Below are 13151 nucleotides of genomic sequence, written 5' to 3' on the forward strand. Positions count from 1 at the left end.
CGCGATCGGCCTGCCGAGCATCGCGTGCGCTGCTCAGCGGACGGGGAAGCCGAACGAGTATCCCTGCTCCTTGAGCCAGGGCAGGATCTGGCGTACGGCGGTGACGGTCTGGGAGCGGTCCCCGCCGGCGTCGTGGAAGAGCAGGGTGGGGCCGTTGGGGACTTCGCTCTTGACGGTGGTGACGATGGCCTGGGCGCCGGGGCGTTCGAAGTCCTTGGAGTCGACGTTCCAGCCGAGGGGGCGCATGCCGTGGCCGGCGGCGAGGTGTCGGCTGTAGGGGGTGAAGGCGCCGCCCGGGGCACGGTAGTAGAGCGGTGGGGTGCCTCCGGAGGCTTCGGTGATCATGCGCTCGGCGTCGAGGATCTGCTGTGCCTGGTAGGTATCGGGTTTGGTGTCCATGGTGGTGTCGTGGGAGACGGTGTGGTCGCAGAGCCGGTGTCCGGCTGCCACGACTGCCTTGACGAGGTCGGGGTGCGCCTTGGCTTGGGTGCCGACCATGCAGAAGGTGGCTTTCACACCGTTGTCGCGCAGGACTTGGAGCATTTGTGGTGTCCAGGTGGGGTCCGGCCCGTCGTCGATGGTGATGTTGACACCCCGGGGGCCGTGGTCCGAGGCGTGGGCGATGCCGACGGCTACGGGGGTGCGGTCGGGAGTGTTCGGTGCGGCGGAGTGCGCAGGGCTGCCCGACGGTGTGTGTGCTTCTCCGGAGGGGTTGGCCTGTGCGGTGTACACCGAGGTGGCCGCGGCCACCGCTGTCACCGCGACCGCCGCCGTGAGCACTCGGCCATGCCATCCTCGTCCGCCGTGCCGCGCCATGTCCGCCCCGTTTTCTGTTCGTTGTCGTCCTGGTGGATCTCGTTCATCGGTCAGGACGGGGGAACGCGGCCGGGGGATGCGTCCGTTACCGATCACGGACGATTCCGCAGGGATCCGGAGACTGGACGAAGACACCACGACAGGTACGACAGGTACGACAGGCAGAACAGGCAGAACAGGCACGACAGGCACGACAGGCGCGACAGGGAGACTCCTCGATCACCCCGTCCACGACCGCGTGGCCGGACGCCGGCGGAACCACGACCTGGCCGGCCCGGGCGGCGTGTAACCGCGCAAGAAGACGTCGCCGCGGAGCCCGCCCGCTGATCGTTTCTGCGGTGAACGCACCCCTCCGGACGGGTGAGTTGTCCTCCCACAACCTTTCGAGGGGCGGCCGGAATCCGCTAGATCCACATACGTGATCAAGAACCTGGTGCGCGGTCTCCCCGCGCTCGCACTGACCGCCCTGCCCCTGCTCGCCTCGGTGCCGCCCGTCCACGCGGCCGCCCGCGCCCCGCTCGTCCCGTCCGCCCCGGTCGCGAAGGCGGCGGAGTTCTTCCAGATCAGCACCGCTCTGAACGCCAAGTGCCTGGCCTCCAACGGCGACAACGTCGAGGTACAGACCTGCCGGGGCACCGGCAACCAGCTCTGGTACTGGGAGGGCGGCAAGCTGCGCAACGTCGCCGAACTCCACTGCCTCGACGTACGGAACGGCGAGTTGAACGCCGCGGTCCAGGTGGTCGGAGACTGCCACGGACTGGCCAACCAGCGCTGGCGGAAGGAAGGCGACTGGCTGCGCACCGAGGTCAACAACCAGTGCCTGAGCATCCAGAACAACGGTGACCCGAACGAGCACGCCGGGATCAACGTCCGCAACTGCGGCCCGAACGCCTGGCAGTACTGGAGGATGCCGGCTTCCTGATCCCGGCCCCCGTCCGTCCCGCGCGGCCCGAAACGGGGCTGTCGCTCCACGCACGGCGGCGACAACGTGTCCAGCACGTCAGGTGCGAGCTCATGGCGCACCTGACGTGCGTGGTCCGGCGTCGGACCTTGTGGCGTACGGGGGCGGTCGCCTCGCGGCGGAAGGCCTCCGTGGGGCTTCAGCCGGACGATCGTCGCCGTGGGCCGCAGGTGAGGCCCGAGCAGCAAACCGGTGTCGCGGCAGGGAGGCCGACCCGCCGTACGCACCAAGGAAGCCCACCGGCCGTTTGTGAGGCGCGGCTGCCGTCTGCCGAGCGCCGTCACTTCCCGTCCTGGGTCGGTTGCGGCGAGGGAGCGGGGCTGAACGTCTTCGCCGGCCGGCGCGAGATACCGCCGATCTGCCAGGCGGCGGAGTACAGGAGCAGGGCGACCGCGAACGAGGCGCCCGCTCTCTTGGCGGCCCCGGTCAACACGCCTTCGGCGAGGGTGCCCCACGGAGCCTGGACCGTTTTGGAGGGATAGGTGGTCGCGCTCGCGCCGCCGCCCAGTTCGGCGGTGGCCGGTTGGCTGTAGTCCACTTCGGTCACGTGACGGTAGGCGTTGAAGTCGTCGTGCGCCTTCAGGGCGCCGCCCAACAAGGGGGTCACGACCAGCACGGTCACCACGCCCCACCGCATGACGGGACCCAGGCGGGCAGCGGTGTCGGTACCGCCGTGGGTGCGTAGACGGCCCCGGCGGCGCCAAAGATGCCGGCCGAGCACCGCCAGGCCGAACGCGGTGCTCGCGCACTGCAGCAGCCGGGCGACCGTCAGGCCGCCCAGTGCCGAGGCGCGCAGCGGCTGCAGATGGGTGACCAGGAAGCCGTCGCCGTGGGTGAAGGAGTCCCATGCCAGGTGGGAGGCGATACCGATCAGGGCCGAGAGCAGCAGCCACATGGCGTACCGGGCCTTGGCCCGCGGGCCGGTTGTCCGCTCGGGTTCCGGGAGGCGGAGGCCGGACGGGAGCAGTGCGGTGAGGGGCGCGCGCAGCATCGAGTAGGCGGCGACCAAACCGAGGGCAATGGGCAGGTCGATGACCGGGCCCCCACCGGGCGAGTGGGTCTCGGTGGCGTTGAGGAGCGGTCCGTACCAGTCCTGGGGGCTGGACTCGGACATGCCGAGGGCGTCCAGGAAGTACGGGACGTCGGGTACCACGGCACCCGCGACCAGAGCGGCCGGAACGAACGGCTGACGCAGCAGCGGCAGCACTGCCGCGGGATGGGACAAGGTGAACGGCAACTCGATGACCTTCTCTGCCGGGACGAGGCCGGCCGGGGCCACCGCGCGCCGCCGGAGGGCGCTCCTTCACCCGGGGCGTCCGAAATCGCCCGGCTGGCCTGGCCCAGGCAGCACTCACGGATAGAACACCAGACAGAGTATTCATTTCAACGGACTATGGCTATCGTGCGGTGACGCGGTGACGCGGTGACGCGGTGACGCGGTGACCGTGGTTCGGTGACGCGCTGCCCGCGCGAGGAAGCCGGGCCGGGCAAGACGCCTGAAGGTACGACGAAGCCGCCGACCGGAGCGGGCGGCGGCTGGACAGGGGAGGCCGGGTCAGTGCCGGTGGCGGCGCACCGCCCGGAGGGACGCGGTGAGCGCGGCCACGACCGACAGCAGGAGAAGGGTGCCGAGGACGGGCCAGAGATTGCCCCAGGCAGTCGCGTAGGAGTAGGCGACCAGCGGCGGAGAGGCCACGGCCATCGCGCCCATCTCACGCAGACCCGAGGAACGCGCGCGGAGGGCGAGGACGGCCCCCGTGAAGGCGAGGACCAGCATCGGCCAGGCGCCGTAGTCCGTGGTCACACCGAAGGCCCCTGTATAGGTTCCTGCATTCACGACGAGGACGGGAAACCACGCCACGGCTGCCATGGCTCCGGCCGCCGCCGACCGTCGCCTGTCACCGCGTCGATCCGGAGGGCAGGCGAGGACGACGGCGACGGTCAGCAACGCCGCGACCGGGGCGATGGCCCCGTCGTCGTACACGTGTGCGCCGGTGGCCCACTGCACGGCCGTCCCCAGCAGCCCGCACACGGCCACCCCCACGCCCAGCCCCCACCGGCCGGTCAAGGCGATGACCGCGCCGACGCACACCAGCAGTGAGAGCAGCATGTACAGGGTCCACGCACCATCCATGGCGGAGAGCTGGACCCGTACCGGGGCCGGCGAGAGAACAAGCCCGGCGTACCAGCGCGTCAGATGCAGCCCGCTGTCCACCGCACCGCCCGCCAGTGCGAAGGGGGCAGCCAGGGCGAAGAAACGCCCCGCAGGCGACGCCGAGTCGAGCCGCAGCCGAACCCGTAGGGCGTGCGCGGCCAGATCGGCGTCCGCACGCAGCCGGGCCGGACGCGGCAGGTCCGCCGTCATCTCCCGGTGCACGTCGATGATTTCCTGCCCGTAGGCAGCCCGGTACGCAGCCGGATACAGACGGACGAGGAGATCGCTCACGCCGGCGACGCCGTGCCGTCGGCCAGACGCCGCCTGACCTCCCGAACGGTCGCGGCCAGCCGGTCCGCCTCGGCCTCCAGCCGCTTCCGCCCGGCGGGAGTGAGAGCGAAGATCCGACGAGCCCGGCCGTCCACCACCTCCTCACGCTCCACCTGGATCAAACCCTCCGTCAGCAGCCTGTCCAGCGCCCCGTAGAGCGCCCCGGTACGCGGCGCCACTCGGCCGTCGGTGATGGTCTTGACCTCCTGGGCAATGGCATACCCGTGCCGAGGGGCATTCGCCAGCGCCGTCAGCAGCAGCAGCGCCAACTCCTGCATTCCTCGTTCGCTCATACCAACAGAGTATTCCGCCCGGCGGACCTTCAACGGGCCGGAGCCACGGCGGTCTCGCCCTCGGAGGCGCGTGGGCCGGGCACCGCCACCCCCTGGGCGGTCAGGTCCAAGTCGTGGCGACTGCGCATGCGCAGCCGACGGCGGCGTGCGAGCCACAGGACAGCCATCGCGTACAGCGCGACTCCCGCCAGATCGACCGTCACGATCTGCCACGTCGCGTCGGCCGCTGTTTCGTCGCTCTTCAGGCCGTCGACCACGGCGGCCGAGAGGCCGAAGGCCAGGAGGTTGTTGACGGCGTGCAGCCCAATGGCCGCCTCCAGGCCGCCGGTTCGCACGGTCAGCAGGCCGGCAACGACCCCGAAAACGGTGAGCTCGGCGAAGCCCCAAGGTGTGCCCCAGCCGTGAGCGGCGGCGAACAGAACCGCCTGCGGCACCACCGCCGACCAAGGTGAGCGGACGAAGGCGCCCACGGCCTGCGTCAGCCAGCCGCGAAAGACGTATTCCTCGGCGGCCGCCTGCAGCGGCACCAGGACGACGAGCATGGCCAGCGCGGGTCCGAAGACATCCCAGCCTGCCCAGCGGAACGGTTCCCCGTCGTCGGCGGGCAGCAGGAGCATGACGCCGGTGGTCAGGGCGAGCACCGGCAGGGCGATCAGGGAGTACAACCCCAGCCGGCGCCATCGCAGTCCTCCGGTGACCGACGACACCGTGCCGGCCGGACGCCGGCCGATCCACCGCACGGCCAGCAGGACGAGCGGAACGGCTGCCGCGATGAACAGCAGGTCGACGGCTGTGCCCGAGACCGGACCGAACTCGACGGAACCGTCCGGGCCTTCGGGGTATCCCCACAGATCGCCCAGACCGGAGAAGAGGGCGTCGAGCACGCCCACGGCGACGATCCACCCCGCGACCACGAACAGGGTTCCCACGCAGGGCCGCCACCAGCGGTGACGTGGGGACGTATGGGCCAGCCGGTGGTACGGGAGCTGTTCGGGAAGCGGCGGATTCGTCATGGCGGCAGCCTGCCGGGCGGGCGCGCCCTCCCGCATCGGCCGTCGGCAGGACCAGCGTCTCTGTCGCAGGGTAGGGAAGAGTCTCGTTCCGGAGCAGGTGCCCGGGAGCCGGACAGCGCCCTACGCTCATGTGCGACATGGAGACGATACGCAACTGGTTGCTCCCCGCGCTGCTCGCGGCCGGTCAGGTCGCCTGGCTGTGGCCCGGAGCCGCCCTGACCGGAGGTGAGGTGCCGGGGCCGGCCGGCATCGTCGGTGTGCTGTGTGCGCTGGCCGTGGAGACGGTCGCACTCGGCCGACGCCGACAGGCACCGGTCCGGGCGCTGGCGGGGGCCCTCGGGGCCCTGGCTCTGGGCCAAGTCGCCTCGCCGGACTACTACTTCGGCCTGGGTGCACCGATCGCCCTGTACTCCGTCGCGGTCCGTTGCCCCGTACCTGTGACGGTCCGGGCCGTCGCCGCCGCCGTGGGCACCGAATGGCTGCTGTCCCTCGCCCGCCTGGGGTTCCACCCCTCGCTGGCGTCCGAGACGGCGATCAGCGCGGTCGTCTACGTGGTCTGCGCCGGTCTGGGCGAGGCACGGCGGCAGTGGCTCGCGGGACGGCTGACGGCCGCACGGCGGCTCGCCGGGGCGGAGAACAGCAGGCAGCGCGCCGGCGACAACGAGCGTCAGCGACTCGCGAGAGAACTGCACGACGTGAGCGCCCACCAACTGACGTCGGTCGTCGTCACCGTGGACGCCGCACGCAGACTCGGCGGCAGCAGACCCGAAATGACGGCCGAGGCACGGTCGTTCGCCGAGCGGACCGGCACCGAGACCCTGACGGCCCTGCGACAGCTGGTCGGCCTGATGCGGGCCACGGACCGCCCCGGCCTCCGGCCGATGACGGGGCGCATCGAGGAACTCGTCGCGGGATTCGGCCGGTTGGGGCCCACGGTCGCCATGGAGATCCCCGACGACCTGGCGGGCCCGGCAGCCGAGGCGGTTCACGGCATCGTCCGGGAAGCCCTCACGAACGCGCTGCGCCACGCCCCCGGCGCGGCCGTACGCGTGGATGTCCGGCGCGCGAACGGGCTGCTGGAACTGACCGTGGACAACGCCGCACCGCGAGCCCCCGCGACCCACGGCGCAGGCGACCTGGGGGCGGGGCGCGGTGTCTTGGGCATGAAGGAACGGGCGGCGGCGACCGGCGGGGAACTGACCGCCGGTCCCGGGCCCGCCGGAGGCTGGCGGGTCCGGGCCACGCTCCCCGACAACACCGGTCCGCGCACTCCCGCCGCCCACGGGTGGAGGCGTGACGTCCTGCGGGAGCAGCGGCTGGCGGACCCCGCCCTCGCCTTCACCGCCACGGTGCTTCCGCTGTTCGTCGCCCTCGCCGCCGCGGAGGACTGGACGGAGGGCAGCCGACGCGCCGGACTGCCGGGCATGCTCGTACTGTCCGCGTTGCTGGCCCTCCACGCACTGCCGCTGCTGTGGCGCCGGCGCGCCCCGTGGGCCGCGCTCACCGGGGTGTTGGCCACGGCGTGGCTGTGGCCCGTGGCTGTCGCGGGGGCCGCCGTGTCACCACGGTTGTCGCCCTTCCTCGCCGGGGGAGTGCTCGCGGAGACGGCGGCCGTGTACGCGGTGGCGGGCTACGGCCGTGGCCCCGCCCGGACCTGGCCCGCGGTGCCCGTGGCCACGGTTGGGGTAGCGAGCGTGCTGACGGTGACGGCAGCCGCGGACGGAGCACTGGCGGGCGAGGACGCCTCGTGGTTCTCCGCCGCGCTGATGACCGTGTTGCTGTGCGCGGTGCTGTGCCCGTTGTTCGCCCTGCTCTGGGGCGCGGGCCTGGCCGTGAGGCGCCGACGCCGACGCGTCCTGGCTCACGACGACTTCGAGCTCGCCGACTCGGTGTGGCAGGCCGAAAGGGCGGCGGACGCCGAACGGCGCCGGCTGGCGGCGAAGGTGCAGGACGCCGTGCTGCACCGCACGGCGACGCTCGTCGAACTGGCCCGCCAGGGGCGGCTGGACGAGGTGGCGGCCGAAGCCCGCTCGGCGCTCACCGCCATGCGTGAACTACTGCACAGCCTGGGCGGGACGGAGGATCCCGGACAGCGGCTCGCTCCCTCTCGCACCGCCGCCGACCTCGAGGCGCTGTGCCACACCCTGCGTTCGACCGGCCGGGACGTGACGCTGAGAGGCCTGCCCGAAGCCGCCGCGGACCTGTCGCCCGCGGTGGCACTGTCGACGTACCGGATCGTGGAGACGGCCCTCGGCGCCGGTGACCGCGGACCGGCCCGGGTCACGCTGCGCCGGCGTCGCAGCGCCCTGCATCTCACGGTCTCGGGCGTACGGCTCGCCGTCGTCGGCCCGGTCGCGGAACGTCTGCGCGTGCAGGTCGCCACGGGAGAAGGACGCATCACCCTCGAACCGGCCGGTACGGTACGGGTGTCGCTGCCGGCCGGACCGCGTCCGGCCCCCGTCCAGGAGGTGTCCCCGTCGCCATACGCGTGATGGTCGTCGACGACCAGGCCGTGGTCCGCGCCGGATTCGCCGCCATCGTGGACGCCGAACCCGATCTGACCGTCGTCGGCGAGGCCGGTGACGGAGCGTCGGCGGTGTCGCTCGTCGCCACCGCCGAGCCCGACCTGGTCCTCATGGACATCAGGATGCCCGGCATGGACGGGCTCACCGCGACCCGCCTCATCACCGCCGGCGAAAAACCGCCACGCGTACTCGTGCTCACCACCTTCGACCTCGACGCCTACGTCTACGACGCGTTGCGCGCCGGATCGTCGGGCTTCCTGCTCAAGGACGCCCAGCCCGAGGAACTGCTGTCCGCCATCCGCGTCGTCGCCGCCGGTGACGGCATCCTGGCCCCGGCCGTCACACGCCGTCTGATCGACACCTTCGCCCAGGGCGCCCCACAGCCGCCCTCCGTCACCGGCGCCCTGACCGGGCTCACCCGACGGGAAGGGGAGGTGCTGCTCCAGATCGCCTCCGGACTGACCAACGCCGAGATCGGAGCGGAACTCGGCGTGACCACCGGCACCGTGAAGACCCACGTCAACGCGCTGCTGTCCAAACTCGGGCTCCGCGACCGGGTACAGGCCACGATCCTGGCCTACGAGAGCGGCCTGATCCGCCCGCGCGGCACACCGGCCCCCTGACCCGGGACCGGCCGACCGGGCTTGCGTCCGAGGCCGGTGCGCCGCCCTGGGCCAGGACCCTGGGTCAGGACGGCCTGCTCGGCCTCGCCGCGGCGGCCAGGCTCGGCTGGAGACGGCGGGCGGCGTCGAGATGGTCGGCGGTCCAGATCATGCGGACGGCCGTGTCCGTGGCCTGCCCGTACTCGTCGCTGAGGTCGCGGCGCAGGGAATCGACCAGCTGTGCCTCGTTCGCGGGGTTGCGCGGCAGCGGATCCCGGACGACGCCGTGCCGGCCCAGGCCGGCGGCCAGATCCCGGTACCAGCCGGAGACCCGCCCGGCGGCGCCCAGCAGAACGAGGCCGGCCTCGGCCCGGTTCGGCTCGCTGTCCAGCTTGCCGGCGCGCTGCCACAGCCCCAGCACCGCGTCCGCCGCGAGACGCAGCCCCACGATGCCGGTGACCAGGGTGGTCATGTCGGCCAGGGGCATCGGTTTGGCACCGCGTTCGGCCAGATAGCTGCGGAAGGCGTCGTCGAGCCTGCGCGCGGCGGCGGCCGCTTCGACACCCTCCTGCAGCGCGACCTCGGCCGACACGGGCCTGGTGCCGCAGCGGCCGATGGCGTACTCCACGGCGCCCGCCAGATAACGGGCGCTGTCGGTGTACGCCTCGGCGAGTGCCCGGTCGACGGCCGCCGTGGCGCCGCGCGGCCAGAAGAACAGGCCCACCACCACACTCACCGCGCAGCCGATGGCGATGTCCTGGATCCGTAGCAGCACGATGTGCCAGTCGGGGTTCTGACCGATGTTGAACAGGATGACGAGGGTGATGGTGAAGGACGCCTGACCGGCGGCGAAGGAGATGGCGGCGGGGGCGATGCCGGCGAGGAGCACGGCGAGCGGCAGCAGGAACCAGAGCGCGGTGCCGTGGTCGCCGATGAGCTGCAGCAGTCCGGTGCCGATGATCGAACCCGCGAGGGTGCCGCCCAGGGCGCGGACCGCGTTCTGCCCGGTGTTGAGGGCGTTCGAGCGCAGCACCGACAGGGTTCCCAGGAGCACCCAGAACGAGTGCTGGACGCTGGTCACGTTGGCGAGGGCGACGGCGATGCCCAGGCCGACGGCTCCCCGCAGGCTGTTGTGCAGCCAGACGGACTGCGGCTGAAGGTGGGCGGCGGCCCGCTCGCGCGCCGCCGCCAGGGGTTGGGTCACGGCACCGGGATCGCGGCCCAGCAGATGGTCGAGCCAGCCACGGCGGTCGGCGGCCGCGGCCAGGTCCACGTTGCGTGCGATCTGCAGCGTCGCGAAACCCAGCTCCTGTGCGCGGAACGACAGGTCCAGGGCCCCGATGACGGGGTGCACCCGCGCCGGCGTACCGGCTCCGCCCTGGTGCACGGGCAGCCGGGTGGTGGCGTTGCGCTCCATGTCGGCCATGGCCGTACTCAGGTTCTCCGAGGCGGCGCGCAACCGGTCCGGCGAGCCGCGCGGGGTGTCGAGCAGAGCGGCCGCCTCGTCGAGCACGGTGGCGGCTGCCCGGCGTACGAAATGGGCGTCGGCGTCGCAGGCCGGGCGGTCGCCGGGAGGGGGCGCGCTGTCGGCCAGGATGCTGCTGAGCCAGGTCAGTTCGTCGACCAGCCGGACGAGGGCGCGTGAGCCGGTGGACAGGCCGGTGGGACGGTAGGGGGTGGCGTCGAAGACGGTCCGCAGGTCGGCCGCCGCGGCGGCGGCCTCGTCGGCCGTCGTACGGCAGTGCCCGGTGCTCGGCGCGCCCGGTCCGCCGGCCAGAAGGGACGCGTCGGTGCGCAGCTGCTCGGCGGCCGCGCGGCAGACCCGGGCGGCCGGCGCGCTGAGCGGGTCCGCGGTGGGGCGGGGCCACAGCAGGGTGATCGCGAGCATGGCGGCGACCGCCGCGAGGCCCGCTCCCGCGAGCCGCTCGGGAAGCTCCGCGAACGGGACGGGCGAGGTCACCGGGAGGATGAAGGCCAGCAGCAGGGCGGTCGAGGCGCCCGCGAGGACGGAGCTGACCACGCCGGAGAACAGCACCAGGAAACCGATGACGACCATGACGGCGACCGAGAGCCAGGTGTCGTCGGCCACGAGCGTGCCCAGACAGATCAGGACGGCCCAGGCCACCGCGAGTCCGAGGTGGGCCCGCAGCCGTTGCACGATCGGGCCGGTGAAATCCACGAGCAGCAGCATCGAGAACGAACCGAACGCGGCGAAGGTCGCCATCGTCGGCGAGCCGATGACCTGGCTGCAGAGCGCGAACAGGGCGGGCATCACGATCGCCGTGCGCCCGGCACGTCTGGTCGCCGCGAACTCGGGATCGTGGTCGCGCAGCCACGCTACGACCGGCCCGAGCCGGATGCCGCCGGATGTCCGCACGTGCCCGCACACCTCCTGTGGACAGATCGTCCGCCTCACCCGAGTGTGACGTCTCTCGCGACGCAGGACAGCATCGCACTACCGCGTGGCGGTGGGGGCCGGCATGGAGGTGTCGTCGGGAGCGGGGGAGCGAGGTCCGCCGCAGCCCGAGCGGGCCGAACAGCCGGTCCCGGAACTGCTGGGCCAAGGGGCGCCCGCCGGCCTTCTCTGCTGTCAGACCCAGCAGCGCGTAGTTGGTGTTGCTGTAGTCGTAGGCCGTGTCGGGCGGAAACTCAGGTGGGTGCCGGAATGCGATGGTCAACAGCTCCCGCGGGGTCCACGCCTTGGCCGGGTCGGCGTCCGGACGCGCCGCCAATTCGGGCGCGTCCGTGTAGTGGTAGAGCCCGCTGCACATCTTCAACAGGCGATCAGCGCCGATGTCATGGTCTTCGTGTTGGAGGCGATCCGGAAATGAGTACTCGCGTCCGGCGCTGTTCGCCCGCCCAGCTCGGTGGTGCCGACCCCCGCCTCGAAGGTGCCCTGCGGGGTGCGCACCAGCACCATTGCGCCGGAAACGAGCAGCTTCTTGGCGGCGGAGTCCACGGCCGCCCGCAACGCCGCCGGATCAATGGGCTTCAGCGCCGACCGCCCGGGGGAGGGCGCAGCACGACGCGAGCACACCTGTACGGATGGGCCGTCCATTCCTCGCGCGCCCATTCCTCATCGTCGGCATCACAGCCTTCGCACCCAGCGATCGCGACCGCGCCGGTTCGCAATGTGGGGAGATGCGCCATATAAAAGCCGCTAATTTTACCATCCTCACCGTGTCGAGGCGTCGAGGTACGGATGTCTGAAGGCCCCGCCATCAGCGGAAACGGTGAGGTGACGACATGCCCGGGCGCCTCAGTCGACGACCGCGGCGCGCACGCACAGCACGTCCGGCAGATGCGAGGCCAACTGGTGCCAGCTGTCCCCGTCGTCCGCCGACGCGTACAGCTCGCCGTTGCGATTACCGAAGTACACGCCCGCCGGGTCCGCGTCGTCCGTGCACAGCGCGTCACGCAGCACCGTGCCGTAGTGATCCTCCACGGGCAGCCCGGCCGTCAGCGGCTCCCAGGTCGTGCCCGCGTCCGCCGTGCGGAAGACACGACAGCGCCGGTCGGCCGGCACCCGGTCCGCGTCGGCGTTGATCGGGAAGACATACGCCGTGTTGCCGCGATGCGGGTGCGCGGCCACCGCGAACCCGAAGGTGGAGGGCAGGTCCGCGCCGATGTCGGTCCATCGGCCGCCCGCGTCGTCGCTGCGGTACACCCCCCAGTGGTTCTGCAGATAGAGCCGGTCCGGGCTCGACGCGTCCTGTGCGATCTTGTGGACGCACTGACCGAACTCCGGGTTCGGATCCGGCAGGAACACCGCGGAGACACCGGAGTTGGACGGTGTCCAGCTGGCGCCGCCGTCGTGCGTACGGAACACCCCCGCCGTGGACACGGCGACTGTCACGGCCTGGGGGTCGCGCTGGTCGGTGAGGACCGTGTGCAGCCCTTCCCCGCCGCCGCCCGGCACCCACCGCGACCGGGTGGGATGCTCCCACAGGGGGCGGACCAGCTCGAAGGACTCGCCACGGTCCTCGGAGCGGTACAGCGCGGCCGGTTCCGTGCCCGCGTACACCACGTCCGGTTCGGCCGCCGCCGGGTGCAGCTGCCACACCCGCTCCAGCGAAGCCTCGGTGTCCTTGGGAAACCTGACGGCCGGCTGCGCCGGTTCGGTCCAGGTCCGGCCGAGGTCGTCGGAGTGGAAGACGGACGGGCCCCAGTGCGCGCTGTCCCCTCCGGCCAGCAGCCGGGGTGTCTCGCCGCGGGTGTCGATCGCCACCGAGTACACGGCCTGTGCGTTGAAGTACGGACTCTCGTCGAACTCCCAGGCGCCTGCGCGCCGCCGCCCGATGAAGAGCCCCTTGCGTGTACCTACGGTGAGCAGCACCTCGGCCATTGCGACCACCTCCGCGACGTCGTTGTCCCAGACACCGGCCAGTCTGCACCCCGGCACTGACACTCTCCCCTGACTGCGGCGTTTCCACAGGTCAGGGCGGTGGCGTCGATC

General features: G+C 72.0%; 11 protein-coding genes and 1 pseudogene. 3 read left to right on the forward strand and 9 right to left on the reverse strand.

The features are described from left to right. Positions 1–33 precede the first annotated feature (33 nt). Entirely contained in the window at positions 34–816 is a 783-nt protein-coding gene (locus RV986_RS46000) for a polysaccharide deacetylase family protein (RefSeq protein WP_475923038.1), read from the reverse strand. A gap of 418 nt (positions 817–1234) precedes the next feature. Here RV986_RS46000 and RV986_RS46005 point away from each other — a divergent pair, with 418 nt between their 5' ends. Next, the gene (locus tag RV986_RS46005; RefSeq protein ID WP_475923039.1) at positions 1235–1738 is read left to right on the forward strand and encodes an RICIN domain-containing protein; all 504 of its coding nucleotides are present in this window, start codon (positions 1235–1237) and stop codon (positions 1736–1738) included. A 319-nt stretch (positions 1739–2057) separates the two neighbouring features. Here RV986_RS46005 and RV986_RS46010 read toward each other — a convergent pair whose 3' ends face one another. From RV986_RS46010 to RV986_RS46025, 4 genes are all read right to left on the reverse strand, one after another. After that, complete coding sequence (locus tag RV986_RS46010) at positions 2058–3014, reverse strand: DUF4184 family protein (protein ID WP_475923040.1); 957 nt, start codon at positions 3012–3014, stop codon at positions 2058–2060. Between the two features lie 318 nt (positions 3015–3332). Continuing rightward, positions 3333–4223, reverse strand: coding sequence for a hypothetical protein (locus tag RV986_RS46015; protein ID WP_475923041.1), 891 nt, complete (start codon positions 4221–4223; stop codon positions 3333–3335). Next, complete coding sequence (locus RV986_RS46020) at positions 4220–4555, reverse strand: PadR family transcriptional regulator (protein WP_475923042.1); 336 nt, start codon at positions 4553–4555, stop codon at positions 4220–4222. The genes RV986_RS46015 and RV986_RS46020 overlap by 4 nt, the downstream gene beginning before the upstream one ends. A 29-nt stretch (positions 4556–4584) precedes the next feature. Continuing rightward, positions 4585–5568, reverse strand: coding sequence for a lysostaphin resistance A-like protein (locus RV986_RS46025; protein ID WP_475923043.1), 984 nt, complete (start codon positions 5566–5568; stop codon positions 4585–4587). Between the two features lie 137 nt (positions 5569–5705). On the opposite strand from RV986_RS46025, the gene RV986_RS46030 reads away from it, so the two are divergent. Further along, positions 5706–8060, forward strand: coding sequence for a sensor histidine kinase (locus RV986_RS46030; RefSeq protein WP_475923044.1), 2355 nt, complete (start codon positions 5706–5708; stop codon positions 8058–8060). Then, on the forward strand, positions 8060–8716 hold the full coding sequence (locus tag RV986_RS46035) for a response regulator (RefSeq protein ID WP_475923045.1): 657 nt from the start codon (positions 8060–8062) through the stop codon (positions 8714–8716). Before RV986_RS46030 ends, RV986_RS46035 begins: the two co-directional genes overlap by 1 nt. Positions 8717–8780: 64 nt before the next feature. Here RV986_RS46035 and RV986_RS46040 read toward each other — a convergent pair whose 3' ends face one another. The 4 genes and pseudogenes from RV986_RS46040 to RV986_RS46055 form a co-directional block, all read right to left on the reverse strand. Further along, complete coding sequence (locus RV986_RS46040; protein WP_475923046.1) at positions 8781–11072, reverse strand: FUSC family protein; 2292 nt, start codon at positions 11070–11072, stop codon at positions 8781–8783. Between the two features lie 151 nt (positions 11073–11223). Continuing rightward, positions 11224–11466 (reverse strand): annotated as a pseudogene (locus tag RV986_RS46045) (serine hydrolase); the annotation flags it as partial. Positions 11467–11468: 2 nt separating this feature from the next. Then, positions 11469–11753 (reverse strand): hypothetical protein, encoded by a 285-nt coding sequence (locus RV986_RS46050; RefSeq protein ID WP_475923047.1) that lies wholly within the window; start codon positions 11751–11753, stop codon positions 11469–11471. 201 nt (positions 11754–11954) lie between these two features. Further along, complete coding sequence (locus RV986_RS46055) at positions 11955–13097, reverse strand: WD40/YVTN/BNR-like repeat-containing protein (RefSeq protein ID WP_475923048.1); 1143 nt, start codon at positions 13095–13097, stop codon at positions 11955–11957. Positions 13098–13151 lie beyond the last annotated feature (54 nt).

This window comes from Streptomyces sp. RLA012 (assembly GCF_056270325.1).

Excerpts from the sequence above, each read along its gene's own strand:
- RV986_RS46000 (WP_475923038.1), bottom strand. The coding sequence starts at position 816 with ATGGCGCGGCACGGCGGACGAGGATGGCATGGCCGAGTGCTCACGGCG.
- RV986_RS46020 (WP_475923042.1), bottom strand. The coding sequence starts at position 4,555 with ATGAGCGAACGAGGAATGCAGGAGTTGGCGCTGCTGCTGCTGACGGCG.
- RV986_RS46025 (WP_475923043.1), bottom strand. The coding sequence starts at position 5,568 with ATGACGAATCCGCCGCTTCCCGAACAGCTCCCGTACCACCGGCTGGCC.
- RV986_RS46030 (WP_475923044.1), top strand. The coding sequence starts at position 5,706 with ATGGAGACGATACGCAACTGGTTGCTCCCCGCGCTGCTCGCGGCCGGT.
- RV986_RS46035 (WP_475923045.1), top strand. The coding sequence starts at position 8,060 with ATGGTCGTCGACGACCAGGCCGTGGTCCGCGCCGGATTCGCCGCCATC.
- RV986_RS46050 (WP_475923047.1), bottom strand. The coding sequence starts at position 11,753 with ATGGACGGCCCATCCGTACAGGTGTGCTCGCGTCGTGCTGCGCCCTCC.